The following is a 13,758-nucleotide window of genomic DNA, read 5'->3' on the forward strand; positions in this document are numbered from 1 at the left end:
AATAATCCTTATACTAAAGGATTATCATTTTTAAGCTTATTCCCATTCAATTATAACGGTCGATTACAATCGTTGTTACAACGGCATTTATGCCAGTTTATTATTCATTGGCGGAGCTGCGGCGGAGCAACAGTCTGATTACCATTAAACTTCACCTTAGATTCCTTTGGTGCTGCATAGGTTATATGACCTGACATCATCTGTGCTAGTTCCTTATCTGCACCAACATACATGTGCGCATAGTGCCTTAACGTAATTTCCGGGGATGAGTGCCCCAGCCGTTTAGACAGAACAAGCACTGATACATTGAACTCATTAATCAAGTAACTAGCATGACTATGCCGAAGTCCTTTCCCTTGTATCGGGTGAACATTGGCCAACTTGGCGTACCGATGGATTATCCGCATGAGCGTTGATTTCAGCATCGGGCTTCCGTCATAGCTAAAGACAAAATCATCCTGCTTACCAAAACCATTCTGAGTTTGACGTTTTTTCCAAACACGGAGCACCTTCAAAGTATCCCGATCTATGGAGATAGTTCTCAAACCGCTATCAGTTTTAGTGTAGTCATGCCGTTCCCAATTTTGTTTGGTCTTGATTACCAGCATGTGAGTAACGCGTAATTGTGCATGCGTGAAGTCCACGTCCGCCCATTGTAGCGCCATCCCCTCATTAACACGAACACCCGTCATAAAGTAAACATACAGCATGACAAAGTTCAGGTGTTCGTAGTAGTCGCTAGTACAAATCTGGTTTAGTACAGCTTGAAACTCACTCTTAGTCCAATACGGCACCGTAGCACGTCCCTTAGGTATCGCCTTAACACGCTTTGACACATTACTAGGTAAGTAATTCATCTCAACCGCAAAATCCAGCGATTTACGAAACATACCAAAGACCAAACTTGCATAGCTCTGTGAGTAACCAGCATCTGTAAGCAGCCAGTTCCTAAAGCCCTGAACCTGCCTAACATCTAGCTTTCGTAATTCTATATCTCCAAATTTTTGTACGAAGACGTTTAATGAAGTCTTACGCGTTTCAAACGTTTCTTTTTGTACGCTAGCTTGGTATGCAGGAATATACGATTTTCGCATGTACACGCCATAGGTTAACGCATAGACGGTATGGCCGCTCTCGCGATCAAATTCTGCTTTCAGTCGTACAACTTCCCTGTGCGCAGCAGTCGCTGACTTGAACAACTGGCCATCCGCGTCTTTTTGACTCTTTTTCCGGATTCTTTTTCCGGTACTTTCATCCACCCCCAACTGTATATCATAGTAGTAGCGGCCATTTTGGCCACTGTATACACCAGCGAACTTAGTCTTTGGCATCGTCTGCATCCTTTCGAATGGATGCTCCAATAATTGCCTCAACCGCTGCAACCGGTACCCGACCTAGGCGCCGATTGGTATAAAACTCATATCCTTGTTGTACCATGCTCCGCTTTGCTTGTCTAATTAATTCAGCAGCAGTATTCTCACGATAACCAAGCGATATCAGGTCTTTCTTCGTAACCGTGTTGTTTTCCATTCAAGGGCCTCCTCCATTCCCAAAATCGACCGTATTTTTTAGTTTCCAGACGGTCTTTATATCGTTGTCCTGCGCTAACTTGCCATCGCTCGTAATATCAATCTGGTAAATTGCTACATCTGTTTCCAGCGCACTATCTGGGCTGTCCAAGTGCCCAACAACAAAATTCGGTCTAAAAATTGCGAAATAACTTTCATCTAGATCCCAGTAATCCACAGTCGGCTGCTTTAGTCCATGGCTCACAAAGTACCGTGGTTGATGATATGCGTGCGGTATTTGTAGAAGTTCTTTAGTTATATATTTGGTAATATAGTTAGCTGCCTTACGCTTGTCGGCAATATGGCTTACCGTACTAAAACCCTTTTCCCAGCTATCTGCATTGTATATCTGCAATCCCTTTTTCTTAATTAGCCGCTGACTCTTGGGGTAACGTGCAGGCGTTAAAGGTGGGGCAAGTCCGCCAGTAACGCCATGAAAATGAATTCTACCCGATGAAGGATGAAGTTCAGGAATAAATAGGTAGTCAAACCTACCGAACTTTTCGCGCTGATACTTCAACCAAGCACGCAGCCGCCTTCGTGCATACTCATAGTTCTTTGCATTCACCTTCGAGTCATCAAACGTAAGCGTCCAAAACAAATTGAACGAATTTGCCTCTAGATAGTATTTCACCTTTCTCTTAATCCTAAATGCCTGCTGCACGAGTTGGGTTTCATCACTATATGACACATTTATAGGCATATTCGACTCTGGATTTTTCAATAATTTTGGAGATTTGTGAACCCTTGGCACGCCATATTTCACAATTTCGATATGATCTTCAAATGTAATAACTTTGGCGTTGTACTCATACTCACCGCTATTCTTGCTCATTTTTTCAGCTTATCTTGCCTGTATGTCAAGTAACAGGCAAGTCCTCGCTGGCAGTCGCAGCTTGTGGCGTTCCGCCACCGCCACGCCTACCAGCAAGCATTGTAAGTGTTGCTTTAAACGGCAGTTTATCTTCATCATATTTTGGCGGTAAAAATGCTTTTGGCCCATCCCAATTCAAACCATCCAGCCAAATGACACCACCAAATTCTTTTGCATCAATTAACGGTAAATCATGGTGACTCTCTCCAAACACCTCCTGAGCTTGCTGAGGCGACGTTCTACCTAAGCTGATCCGCATCCCTAGCGAACTCCTGGCCTCTGTTGGGAGCGCAGACGCAGGCATCATTTGCCCCGCTACAATAACCGAGATAGAACTCTGCCGTCCCTTTGTAATCAAGGACAACAGTTTGGCGTTGAATTGGGGATATAGTTTGTCGGCTGTTTTCCTCTGCTGATCCTCAGCCTTCATGTTTGCAACCAGCGACAGTAGCTCATCGACAACAAGGAGAATCGTACCCTGATGAAATTTTTCGCAATGCGTAATATCCCGCTCATCATCGGGATCTGCATTTAGCTCCTTGTATCGCTGATCCATGATTTTGCACAATTCGTCAACGAGCTGAATTGCCTCTTCCGTATTCATGGCAACCTTACCAATACGCTTCATCGACTGACCCAAGAACGCTGCCTTACCATCGATCGTATACACGACATTATCGGGATTATTTACCAAGAAGGATATAATCAGGCCCTTTAGCAAACTAGTTTTCCCCGTTCCTGTTGGACCGACTATCAACCCCATCGGCTGTTTAGATGTTAGCGACATTCTGCCAGTCAATTGAATATTGATCTTTTCGCTTGTCTGCAACGCGTCCAAACGGTTGATTGTAATTCGCTCATCCTTATTGTGAGTTAGGTTAATTTCGATAATGCCGTTTCCAGACTTCTTATCACGAATTTCCCAGTAAGCTGTCGTCTCCTTGGTGAGGAATGCAACCAGGCGGCGTCCAATATCCGCTTCGAAATCCGAGCTGACACGGCCACCCGTTAGTAGCGTGATCTTAACTTCATCATTCGAGACCACATATCCCCATCTTACGTATGCGACATGGCCAGTCACGCCTTGCTTAATCAAATTAACGTTTTCCGAAAATTGCCAAAGCAAACGTTCCATCTTCCAACGTTCAACTGGCGAATATCTACTGTGGAGATATCTCCAAGCCCCAGCAAGAGACACAACTACTCCAAGTAGTCCAAGCATCAGGATAATTGGCCATAGATCTAATTCCGATTTTTGGCCAATTATTTTAGCCCACGTCCACTTAGCGCAGCTCCAGAGAATGATTAGCACTGTAACACATGCCCAGACCTTAAACAATAATCTTGACCGTACCTGCTTGCGTTGATCAACCTCATCAATGGATTCATAGATGCTCAGCTTCGCAGTATGCGTAGAGACTGGCAAAAATCTGCTAATTGTTTCCCTTGCGTTTTTTATCATTCAAGAACTCCTCTTCAAAGTCTCCTACTTGCTGGCCGGTAAAAATTCTGTACGCAGCTGCAATCAAAGACTCAATTCTTTTAACATCGAATGCGTCACGGTTCGTGAGACAATATTGAGCTTCATTCAAGTACGCCCAAACAGATAGCTTCTTTTTTTCACTCATACCTACGCCTACTTCCCATCGCTAATATTCATAACAAGCTTCACGTCACGCCAGCCACTAGTACGCCCCGCGCTCCACTTAAGCATTACCTTGGCGTCTTTCAATTCAATCTCTGTGCCCAAAAGTTCTGCCTCAGAAATTTCCAGCAGATCCTTCTCATCCCCAACAAGTTCCAGTGCATACGTCTTTAAGTCCTCTACCCCGTCGCCAGATTTCTCCAATGTTTTGGCAAGTTCAGCATCTACTATGTGGCATACTACCTTTGCGACCGATCCGTTGATTGGATCACCGTTATCTGCGTAGCGCGGACTTTTTGATACCGATACCACGCGAGCTGCTTTTGGCTTCTCAACGTTGCTAATTTCAACTTCTGAAAGTTTGACCTTGGCTAGTTTCATGCATTTCTCCTTTTCTGGATAAACATCCAACACAGTTTTAATAGACTAACTTTTATCAAAGGCCTTTGATTGACTACATCTTATCTTCAATTACGCCCAATATATATATCAGGCTTCGCCAATGTCTTGACACCCGAAAAACCGGGTATTGACGTATCGGAAAAGATGTGTATCAAAAAAGGCGAAGTTTTTAAAACTTCGCCCTAAGTGACTATTTTGATATTTGTTGGAGAAACCGATTCATTATCAGCGGTGTTACCCGATAATCAACAAATCTTTTTAATGGTTCACCAAGTTGCTTAAGTTCGAGAACCTCACCTAACCCTTCTCTCGAGACACCGCCAGAATCAATCTTATCTATTAGTGGGATTCCTGCGGCAATGCTTTCGTTATCAGCACTACTTTCGAAGTCAATTACTGTCGCTATTTTCGTTTCTTGATTCCGAACTCTTGTGAATTTGTCCCACTCATTCAGCAAGTCGCTTTTTATTCCTTCATATATTTGTTGAATCGTATTGTTCGGAATCCTAAGAGGCTGTGTCTGCTTTATATCATTAATAAGGCTACCTAGTCGGTTATTTTGGAATTGCGCTTCATTACACACTGACTCAAATACATTAGGCAGATAGTTTCTAATTTCATAATTAGACCCCCAAATGCACTCATACACATCCTTAAAATTCAAGGTATCTACAAATCGTAGATAGTACTTGGAAGAAGGCACTAGATAAGGATTCTGACGCGTATCCAATCGGGGAATAGGTGCGGTTATGGAGTCAACCATCGAATAACTTACTTCGTGTTGGTAACTTGGAGCCTCATTATACTCTTTTGCATTCTTGAACCCAGCAGTTTGATATTTGGATACGCCCTGCTCCTTCATACGCCGCTTGAGTCTTTCTGAAAACACCCTGTAGATAAACCAGACCGTATCTCCATATTCGCCGAATGCTTTTTCCCTCGCGGCTACAGTGCTCATATCTATTCGTACCATATTAGCTCCTTGGCATTATACTCCGGATTTTTTTCGATTGTCGTCTTTGCACAGCATTTGCAAATTGGAGAGTACTGTATGCCCACCTTGAGACCAAGGAGTAATATGATCGCCCTCCATCTCGTCGTACTCAAAATGCTTGCCGCATACCGGACAGATTCCATTCTGTTTTGCGTATGCTGCTCGCTTGTCCTTAGGCTTAAATGCCCGAATTGATAATACGCGCTCTGGCCCGCCAAGCACGTACTCAAATATCCCCTTCTGCTTGGTAACATCCTCGTCCTCTATCAGCTCGCTAACTCTAGCTTCGAGCGTAGCCGGATTATACGTATTCTCATGATAAGTATCGTATAGAAACCCCCATTCAATCCCCTTCATCAGCTTACGATAGTTAGGAAAAATAGAGGTTGTCCAATTAATTACGTTTTGAAAGTATAGCCACAGTTCGATTGCCGTTTCATCGTGCTGGTGCTGCGCCATGTACTCCTCAAGCTCAATATCCTGTTTCGACGAGATCCACTTGAGTGTGGTTTCCAAAAAGTCTTGTCGAATAGCAGAACCATTTAAATAGTCGCCGCCAATCTGATATGCGGGACACTGTGATTTCGAAAAGTACTTCTTGGCATCTGTCAACCATGGCCCCGTATAGATTGCATTTCTAAGTTCTTGTGCAGTAAGCTGTTCCCCAACAGTATTGATCACTTTGAACCAATCCAATTTTTCTCGATCTGTACCAGTACAAATATAAACCGTCAGAGGATAGTCCAATATTTGCTGCTGTTCTTCCTGTGTGAGCGTGTGAAAGTACTGGAAATTGATGGAGTAATCACCCTGTACAAATTGACATATTGAGATTGTTCGCTGCTGTCCATCTAAAATTTCATAGTGTCCATCTTCTGCAACAACCCAATACATAACATTCAGTGGGAACCCCTTGCGGACGGTATTAATAACTTCATCACGTTGCTTAGGTTTGTAGACGAATTCACGCTGAAAGGCCGGACGAATATTTAATTTTCCGTCATATCCATATACACCATCTTCATCGGAATCTACATATCCGTTTACGATTTGGCTTACTGGAATATCCTTTTTCTCAATTTGCATGCGTTTGGCCTCCCTTGTTGCGAATTAACACTCTCTTGTACATTGATTTAACGGTGCCATCTTTTTTAGTCAACAAAAGCCCTGAACTTTTTACATCAACAATTTCAAACTGATCTGGATTGTACCGCGTCATGTAAGTAATTGGCACACCAATGACACCAAAGTAGTCACAAGGAATATCCGCAACACGGGATACCTCAATGGCATCATAGTTATCATATTTTGGATATATCTCTGGAGAATAGTTCTTGAAGATTGTCAGCTTTTCGTGACGTTGTGTCGTATCTAAGTTGGTATACCAGCAAATGTTTCCCATTCTCCGCCATTTTTGTCCATTTTCATCAATCTTGAAATCCGTTTTCTTCGCCTCATAGCTTTCAGGTACCTTAAACCAAAAGTGTCCAGAATTGTACCCTAGCCAAATTTCGTTGGCCATAATTAAAGGCAGTACCTCTTTATAGGTAATTGCGTTGAGATTACCAATCACTAGGAATGTTTTGTGAAAAGCTCTTAACTGTGCGATGTAATCAGTAAATAGACTGAAAGGGGGATTGGTTACGACAATATCGGCTTCTTTAAGTAACTGAATTGCTTCCGGACTTCGAAAATCGCCATCTCCAGTTAGTGGTGTTTCAACGTAATCCGGTAAAAATGCAAGTTGTCCAATCTTGTCATCTTGTCTAATTATTTCCAATTTATAACTGGGTTTGTCGGATTCATAGTGCGTAGATATTAGTTTTTTTAGGCCTAACATGTAAAAGTTAATCTGAAAGTATTTCCAGAAATTACTGATGGCTGGATCATCACAATTACAAAACACAACCTTATCCTTGAAATACTCACGATAATGGCGTAGCTCGTTTTCAATCATTGAAATATTAGTATAAAACTCATCTGTTTTTCCAGCACGTGATACATGAAGGTTACTGTTTGTTTGCTTTTTCACGTTCATTACTCCAATTTATTATTTTATCTCTGTACATGTCTGTCATTGACTCTGAGATAGTAGGTAGCCAGACTAACAGACGTATTGAGTAGTAGTTCCGCCTCTGCTGCCTGAATTTTTACTCGTTCATTGCTAGCATGTGCATCGCCATCTTTATTGCGCATTTCTGCGATTAAATCGGTGATTCCATTTAAGTGACTAATCATTTTCGTAATACGTGGATTCCACTCCCGAGAAGGTCTCATTCCCAATGTTTTAACCACCAAATTACGATATTGACCAATATCGCCATTACGCTTACACTTTACGTCGTTATCGGACAATATTTGAAGAAACACCTCTTCGATAAGTGTTCTAGCCTTTGTAACTACGCTGTCAAAATCATTATCCTGCAAGTCATCTTGTCCCTGCGCCAACAACTCTGAAATGTATCCTGAATTGATCCTCTTGATCGGCACGAGGACTTTTACATTCTCATCTGCTGCGATAATTTCCCACGAATTACCACTAGATACGAGTTTTAAGTTGCTGTAGAGAAGAATGGCGTTTATCTCTCTGATTACGCGCTGCTTAATTGCGTCTGCTACAATCAGGATGTCCTTAGATTCATCACCAGTAAGGCCTTCCAGAATAAAGTTATCAATTTCCTTCAGTTGCGAAAACTGACTTCCAGAAAGATACTCATTAATCACCGGTCGCAACTGTGCTGGTGAAAATAGAAACGATAATAAAGAAGCCGTTCGATCATTTGCATGAGTTGCACTGATTATCGAACTCATTCGGCGTAATCTGTTTGAACCTTCTGGATTTGGAGAACCAAATCTGGATCCCAGAGCGTCAAGATCTGCATTTGTTCGGTAAGTTATCCACGGTCGGTCAATCAAGAAAGTTGTAATATCTGTGTTTTCCAGTAATTCAAAATTTTCTGACTCCAATGCCTTTCCCCCCACAGTATTAATAACTTATTTAATTATATATCCTAAGCCCATAAATACCAAGCACTCTACTGTGTATTCTCGCAAGTTCATTTTTCCGCCAGACTAAAAAAGGCCACCAGAACCAAGTAAGTTCTAGCAGTCTTAAATGAGTTTTCGATTGATTGTCCACCATAATTAGGCGGAGTTTCGGCGGAGCACCATATTTTTTTGGCGGAGTTGGCGGAGTTTGAGCTGCCTTGAGCAAATCCAAAATGCCTCTGTATCACTCTTTCTAGCTCAAATTGGCCTACATCGCTATTCCCATTCGATTGTTGAAGGCGGCTTGCTCGTAATATCATACACGATGCGGTTAACATGTGCGACTTCGTTTACAATACGGACTGAGATTTTTTGTAAGACATCCCAAGGGATTCTAGCAAAATCAGCAGTCATACCATCAATTGAAGTAACACCACGGATACCAACTGTGTAGTCATAAGTACGTCCATCGCCCATCACACCAACACTTCTAATGCCCGGTAAGACAGTAAAGTATTGCCAGATTTCACGATCAAGACCAGCATTTTTAATTTCTTCACGTAAAATTAAATCACTATCTCTAACGATTGTTAATTTTTCTTCAGTAATTTCACCAAGAACACGAATTCCAAGACCAGGGCCTGGGAATGGTTGACGCCATACTAATTCTTCACTCATACCCATTTTTTCGCCAAGTTCACGAACTTCATCTTTGAATAATGTTCGCAATGGTTCGATTAAGCTAAATTGCATATCATCAGGAAGGCCACCAACATTATGATGAGATTTAATTGTTTGGGCAGTATCTGTCCCAGATTCAATCACATCAGTGTAAAGTGTTCCTTGAGCCAAGAAGTCAATTCCTTTTAACTTAGTAGCTTCATCATCAAAGACACGGATGAATTCATTACCAATTGTTTTACGTTTCGTTTCAGGATCAGAAATTCCTTCTAATTTACCTAAGAAACGTTCTTGAGCATCAACTTTAATGATATTCAAGCCAAATTTACCGCCAAGCATTTCCATAACTTGATCAGCTTCATTTTTACGAAGTAAACCATGATCAACGAAAATACTTGTTAGTTGGTTACCAATTGCTTTGTGCAATAAAACACCAACAACTGAAGAATCAACCCCACCTGATAAACCAAGAAGGACTTTTTTATCACCAACAGTTTCGCGGATTTTAGCAATTTGTAAATCAATAAAATCAGCCATTGACCAGTTACTTTCAGCTTCACAAACATCAAATGCGAAACGACGTAAAATGTCATCCCCAAATTCAGTGTTGCGAACTTCAGTATGGAATTGAAGGCCATAGAATTTCTTATCAAGATTTTGCATTGCAGAAATAGGACAGTTAACAGAAGTTGCAACTGATGTAAAACCATCAGGAACTTCTGTTACTAAGTCACCATGACTCATCCAAACTGTTTGTTCAGCTGGTAATCCTTTGAATAAAGTTCCTTCTGGATTAGTAACCTCAATTTCAGCCTTACCATATTCTTTGTTATCTGCACTTTCAACTTTACCACCTGGCATTGTATATGCCATTAGTTGCATACCGTAACAGATACCTAAGATAGGAATACCTAATTCAAAGATTTCAGGATCTACTCTGAGTGCATCTTCATCATAAACACTATTTGGGCCACCAGAAAAAATGATACCTTTAGGGGCAATCTCTTTTATTTCGGCTGCACTAATCTTGTGTGATAACAATTCAGAATAAATTCCGAATTCACGTACACGACGAGTAATTAATTGATTATATTGACTACCAAAATCAAGAACGATAATTTTGTCGAAATCTTGCATGCTAACGTTGGCCAAAAATAGTCACCTCTTCATATTTTTTAGTTTCTTATTACGTCTATTCTACTGATTGAAACCCACTTGGTCAATCGTTTGATTTAATTTTCATGAAAATCTGTGAAAATATCTCTATTTTCTAATATTTGCGTAAATAAACGGTATTAATTCGATGCTCATCTGTCTTCTCTAAAATAAGATCAGCACGATTTCTGGTTGGTAAAATGAACTCTTGTAAGTTCTTTAAATTCACGGTTTTCCAGACATTACGTGCCAACTTAAATGCTTCATCGTGGTTACCAATCGCATAATCATAATAGTAATTTCCAGGTTTCTGAAAAGAGGTGTTCAAAAGAACACCAAAACGTTCCAAATACCATTTTTCAATTAAGTCAGCATCAGCATCAACATAAATTGAATAATCAAAGAAATCACTAACATACAATTGTTGGTTACTTGGTAATTGTAAAACATTAATCCCTTCAACAATCAAAATATCTGGTTGATTAATTGTTTGTACCATTCCAGGTACAATATCATAACTATCATGTGAATATACTGGTGCTTCAGTTTTCAGACCACTTTTCACGTCGTTTAAAAATAGAATTAGTTTTTCCATGTCATAACTTTCTGGAAAACCTTTACGGTCCAAGATATTCTGGTGAATTAGTGTTTCATTAGGATATAAAAAGCCATCCGTTGTAATTGCTTGAACCTTTTTTGTTGGGTATAACGCTGTGAGTAATAATTGCAACAAACGTGCCGTTGTACTTTTACCCACTGCAACACTACCCGTAATTCCAATCACAAAAGGCCATTTTTGATCTTTAATTCCTAGAAAATCTGCTTTTTTTGATTGCAAATCTTGCTTACCCAACAATGTCATATTTAATAAATGAACCAATGGCATGTAAATTTCCTGCACATCTTGAACTGATATCTTATCATTAACAGATTGAATTTCATTCAATTTTTGTTGTGACAAATCAATCTGTTTCGTTTTATAAAAGCCACGCCATTCATCCCTTGGAATTTTATAATAATTCATTTGTTTATCCATTTTAACAATCCTCTAATAAAAATGACCTATCAGTTTCCGCAATAGGTCATTTCTTCCATAGCTTATTTTAAACTATATAAACTTTTTGAAACATGGTCAAATAATGGTGATAATTCTTTTTCAGCATAAACAGTTAGTCGATGCATTGCTCTTGAACAAATCGTATAAACTAATTGACGCTCGTCTTCTTCATGATAGTTAATCTTTGAAGCGCCCCACATAACAACCGCATCAAATTCCAAACCTTTAGCTAGGAAAGCTGGCACAATAATCGTTCCATCGGCCAAACGTTGATTTTCCGTTTTAATCAATGTAACTGGCACGCCCTCGGCTTGTAATTGTTCATACAATTCTGTACATTCAGCTAATGATTTAGCGATGATTGCCGTTGTTAGATGATCATCCACATTTTGTTGTACTTGTTTTTCTAAATCGTGAACTAATTTATCAGAATTATTATCCACAGTCATTGTGGGTAAGTCACCTTGTCGGTTAAATGACGTCACTGATTCACCATTTATCAACACTTCTTTTGTGAAATCTGTGATTTGTTGTGTTGAACGATATGATTTCGTCAATTGCACGACTTTGGTTTTATCAGCTGGGAATAAATGTCCCAATTCTGATAGTAAACTCTTACTATTTTCTTTTGTGAAAATAGCCTGGTTTAAATCACCAAGCAGTGTAAACTTAGCTCTTGGGAACCCTTCCTTCAAGAAAGCTAATTGAAATGCCGTGTAGTCTTGAATTTCATCAATAAAGACGTAACGGACATCTGTTTCACCATGCTTACCCGTCATACGATCAAATAAGTATAAGTATGGCGTAACGTCATGCATCGATATTTGACGATTTTTTAAACGTGACACAACTTCAGCCACATCTGCTTGCCATTCTTCTACAGTAACATTATAGTCACTCAAATTAAGATACTTAGGCACATTGTGTAAAAAGTTCACATATTGTGAACTGATATTTAAGAATCGATTGCGCACAATTGCTCTGTGCACACTTGTAAATTGGCGCATAACTAAAGTACGCGTTAAGAAACGCATTTCTTTATCACCGCTTGCAAATTCGCGGTCTTGGTCTCCATACAAATCATTCAATTGTTCTTTAGACATATCTTGAATTGCTTTTTCAACCCATTCTAACTTAGCCTCAGCTTCAATTCGACGATTCAATAATTTAACTAATGATTCACGTGTTGCTTCTAATCTTGTCCGTAAATGATAATTTTCATTATATTTATAGTAGATACCTTTTATTTTATCTTTTGAAATAAAGACTTCATTATTGAATTTAATATCTCTGAACTTCATGTCTGCTTGTTCCAAATGTTCTGAATAAGCAGTTGAGGCATTAAAGAATGCCAAACTATTTTTCAGAACTTGAATACGTTTTTTAGCAGGCGCATTGTCTTCTTCAAAGCGTTCTTGTAACGTTTCAACTTGCATATTTGGTAAACGTCTTGATGCATATTGGAAATAAGTCATTTGAACCATATTTTGTTCACCAAGTTCTGGCAACACTTGATCAATATAATCATTAAATAATTGATTAGGTGAGAATAAAACAACTTGACTAGCTGTTAAATTACCGCGGTAACGGTACAGCAAGTAAGCCACACGTTGTAATACAGCTGAGGTTTTACCCGAACCAGCTGCACCTTGAACAAATAATAATTCAGCTTTTACATCTCGAATAATTTGATTTTGTTCCTTCTGAATCGTCGTTACGATACTCTTCATCTTTGTATCAGCAGAATCATTCAAGACGTCTAATAACATCTGATCACCAACAGCTTCATCAGTATCAAATATCGTTTCAATTTGGCCATCTTCAATTACGAATTGACGTTTCAATGAAACATCTACTGTTTGATCACCATCAGGAGTTTGGTAAGTGACATCACCTAGTCCGCCATCGTAATAAACACTCGATATGGGTGCACGCCAATCATAAACCATAAAGTGTTCAGGTCGATCAGCAAAAGAGCCCAAGCCAATATAGATTGTTTCTTTTTTATTAGTTCCTTCTTGAATGTTTAAACGTGCAAAATAAGGTTTCTTTTCTAATTTCTTTAAAATGTCTAAACGAGAAGTTGCGTTTTTCCAACTCGTTTCACGTTCAGCTAATAACTGTTGTTGCTGACGAACAGACATTGCTGTATCAATCATTCCAGTGTATGTTGTCGTATTGATATGAACATCACTTGTAAATTCGCCATTAATCGATCGTGCTTCACTTTCAGCGTACTTTATTTCATTTTGACGTTTAACTTCAGCATCTTTTATTTTAACAATAACATCATCAAGATGTGCTTGTTCTTCGATTTTAATTTCATCAGCCATTTCTCAATACCCCACTTTACATGATTTTATTAGGCCTAATAGTGTATCATTTTTTTATAAT

General features: G+C 39.6%; 13 protein-coding genes. All 13 read right to left on the reverse strand.

Features of this window, described 5'->3' with window-relative positions; all coding sequences use genetic code 11:
- Positions 1-104: 104 nt before the first annotated feature.
- The 13 genes from AC1RPR_RS00350 to helD all read right to left on the reverse strand — a co-directional run bounded on the left by AC1RPR_RS00350 (position 105) and on the right by helD (position 13,697).
- A complete protein-coding gene (locus AC1RPR_RS00350) occupies positions 105-1,331 on the reverse strand; it encodes a tyrosine-type recombinase/integrase (RefSeq protein WP_481760903.1) in 1,227 nt (408 codons plus the stop codon).
- Positions 1,318-1,530 carry a DUF3173 domain-containing protein gene (locus AC1RPR_RS00355; protein WP_003599276.1) on the reverse strand — a complete coding sequence of 71 codons (213 nt, stop codon included), beginning with the start codon at positions 1,528-1,530 and terminating at the stop codon, positions 1,318-1,320. Before AC1RPR_RS00355 ends, AC1RPR_RS00350 begins: the two co-directional genes overlap by 14 nt.
- Positions 1,531-2,403 carry a rolling circle replication-associated protein gene (locus tag AC1RPR_RS00360; RefSeq protein ID WP_481760904.1) on the reverse strand — a complete coding sequence of 291 codons (873 nt, stop codon included), beginning with the start codon at positions 2,401-2,403 and terminating at the stop codon, positions 1,531-1,533.
- A gap of 25 nt (positions 2,404-2,428) precedes the next feature.
- The gene (locus tag AC1RPR_RS00365; protein ID WP_481760905.1) at positions 2,429-3,904 is read right to left on the reverse strand and encodes an FtsK/SpoIIIE domain-containing protein; all 1,476 of its coding nucleotides are present in this window, start codon (positions 3,902-3,904) and stop codon (positions 2,429-2,431) included.
- On the reverse strand, positions 3,876-4,070 hold the full coding sequence (locus AC1RPR_RS00370) for a hypothetical protein (RefSeq protein ID WP_481760906.1): 195 nt from the start codon (positions 4,068-4,070) through the stop codon (positions 3,876-3,878). Before AC1RPR_RS00370 ends, AC1RPR_RS00365 begins: the two co-directional genes overlap by 29 nt.
- 8 nt (positions 4,071-4,078) lie before the next feature.
- Positions 4,079-4,468, reverse strand: a complete 390-nt coding sequence (locus tag AC1RPR_RS00375) for a hypothetical protein (protein WP_481760907.1) — start codon at positions 4,466-4,468, stop codon at positions 4,079-4,081.
- A 211-nt stretch (positions 4,469-4,679) separates the two neighbouring features.
- The gene (locus AC1RPR_RS00380; RefSeq protein ID WP_481760908.1) at positions 4,680-5,462 is read right to left on the reverse strand and encodes a hypothetical protein; all 783 of its coding nucleotides are present in this window, start codon (positions 5,460-5,462) and stop codon (positions 4,680-4,682) included.
- A 15-nt stretch (positions 5,463-5,477) separates the two neighbouring features.
- Positions 5,478-6,569 carry a GmrSD restriction endonuclease domain-containing protein gene (locus AC1RPR_RS00385; RefSeq protein ID WP_003588255.1) on the reverse strand — a complete coding sequence of 364 codons (1,092 nt, stop codon included), beginning with the start codon at positions 6,567-6,569 and terminating at the stop codon, positions 5,478-5,480.
- Positions 6,559-7,521 (reverse strand): adenine-specific methyltransferase EcoRI family protein, encoded by a 963-nt coding sequence (locus AC1RPR_RS00390; RefSeq protein WP_481760909.1) that lies wholly within the window; start codon positions 7,519-7,521, stop codon positions 6,559-6,561. The genes AC1RPR_RS00385 and AC1RPR_RS00390 overlap by 11 nt, the downstream gene beginning before the upstream one ends.
- 17 nt (positions 7,522-7,538) lie before the next feature.
- Entirely contained in the window at positions 7,539-8,450 is a 912-nt protein-coding gene (locus AC1RPR_RS00395) for an abortive infection family protein (protein ID WP_481760910.1), read from the reverse strand.
- 297 nt (positions 8,451-8,747) lie between these two features.
- Complete coding sequence (gene guaA / locus AC1RPR_RS00400) at positions 8,748-10,289, reverse strand: glutamine-hydrolyzing GMP synthase (RefSeq protein ID WP_481761138.1); 1,542 nt, start codon at positions 10,287-10,289, stop codon at positions 8,748-8,750.
- A 133-nt stretch (positions 10,290-10,422) separates the two neighbouring features.
- Complete coding sequence (gene coaA / locus AC1RPR_RS00405; protein ID WP_481760911.1) at positions 10,423-11,343, reverse strand: type I pantothenate kinase; 921 nt, start codon at positions 11,341-11,343, stop codon at positions 10,423-10,425.
- A gap of 62 nt (positions 11,344-11,405) precedes the next feature.
- Entirely contained in the window at positions 11,406-13,697 is a 2,292-nt protein-coding gene (gene helD, locus AC1RPR_RS00410) for an RNA polymerase recycling motor HelD (RefSeq protein ID WP_481760912.1), read from the reverse strand.
- Positions 13,698-13,758: the final 61 nt, after the last annotated feature.

This window comes from Dellaglioa sp. CoH-57-MRSF-22 (assembly GCF_056781895.1).

Bases quoted from the DNA above. Each gene is read 5' to 3' on its own strand.
- AC1RPR_RS00350 (WP_481760903.1), bottom strand. From the start codon at position 1,331: ATGCCAAAGACTAAGTTCGCTGGTGTATACAGTGGCCAAAATGGCCGC.
- AC1RPR_RS00355 (WP_003599276.1), bottom strand. From the start codon at position 1,530: ATGGAAAACAACACGGTTACGAAGAAAGACCTGATATCGCTTGGTTAT.
- AC1RPR_RS00360 (WP_481760904.1), bottom strand. From the start codon at position 2,403: ATGAGCAAGAATAGCGGTGAGTATGAGTACAACGCCAAAGTTATTACA.
- AC1RPR_RS00365 (WP_481760905.1), bottom strand. From the start codon at position 3,904: ATGATAAAAAACGCAAGGGAAACAATTAGCAGATTTTTGCCAGTCTCT.
- AC1RPR_RS00370 (WP_481760906.1), bottom strand. From the start codon at position 4,070: ATGAGTGAAAAAAAGAAGCTATCTGTTTGGGCGTACTTGAATGAAGCT.
- AC1RPR_RS00375 (WP_481760907.1), bottom strand. From the start codon at position 4,468: ATGAAACTAGCCAAGGTCAAACTTTCAGAAGTTGAAATTAGCAACGTT.
- AC1RPR_RS00380 (WP_481760908.1), bottom strand. From the start codon at position 5,462: ATGGTACGAATAGATATGAGCACTGTAGCCGCGAGGGAAAAAGCATTC.
- AC1RPR_RS00385 (WP_003588255.1), bottom strand. From the start codon at position 6,569: ATGCAAATTGAGAAAAAGGATATTCCAGTAAGCCAAATCGTAAACGGA.
- AC1RPR_RS00390 (WP_481760909.1), bottom strand. From the start codon at position 7,521: ATGAACGTGAAAAAGCAAACAAACAGTAACCTTCATGTATCACGTGCT.
- guaA (WP_481761138.1), bottom strand. From the start codon at position 10,289: ATGCAAGATTTCGACAAAATTATCGTTCTTGATTTTGGTAGTCAATAT.
- coaA (WP_481760911.1), bottom strand. From the start codon at position 11,343: ATGGATAAACAAATGAATTATTATAAAATTCCAAGGGATGAATGGCGT.
- helD (WP_481760912.1), bottom strand. From the start codon at position 13,697: ATGGCTGATGAAATTAAAATCGAAGAACAAGCACATCTTGATGATGTT.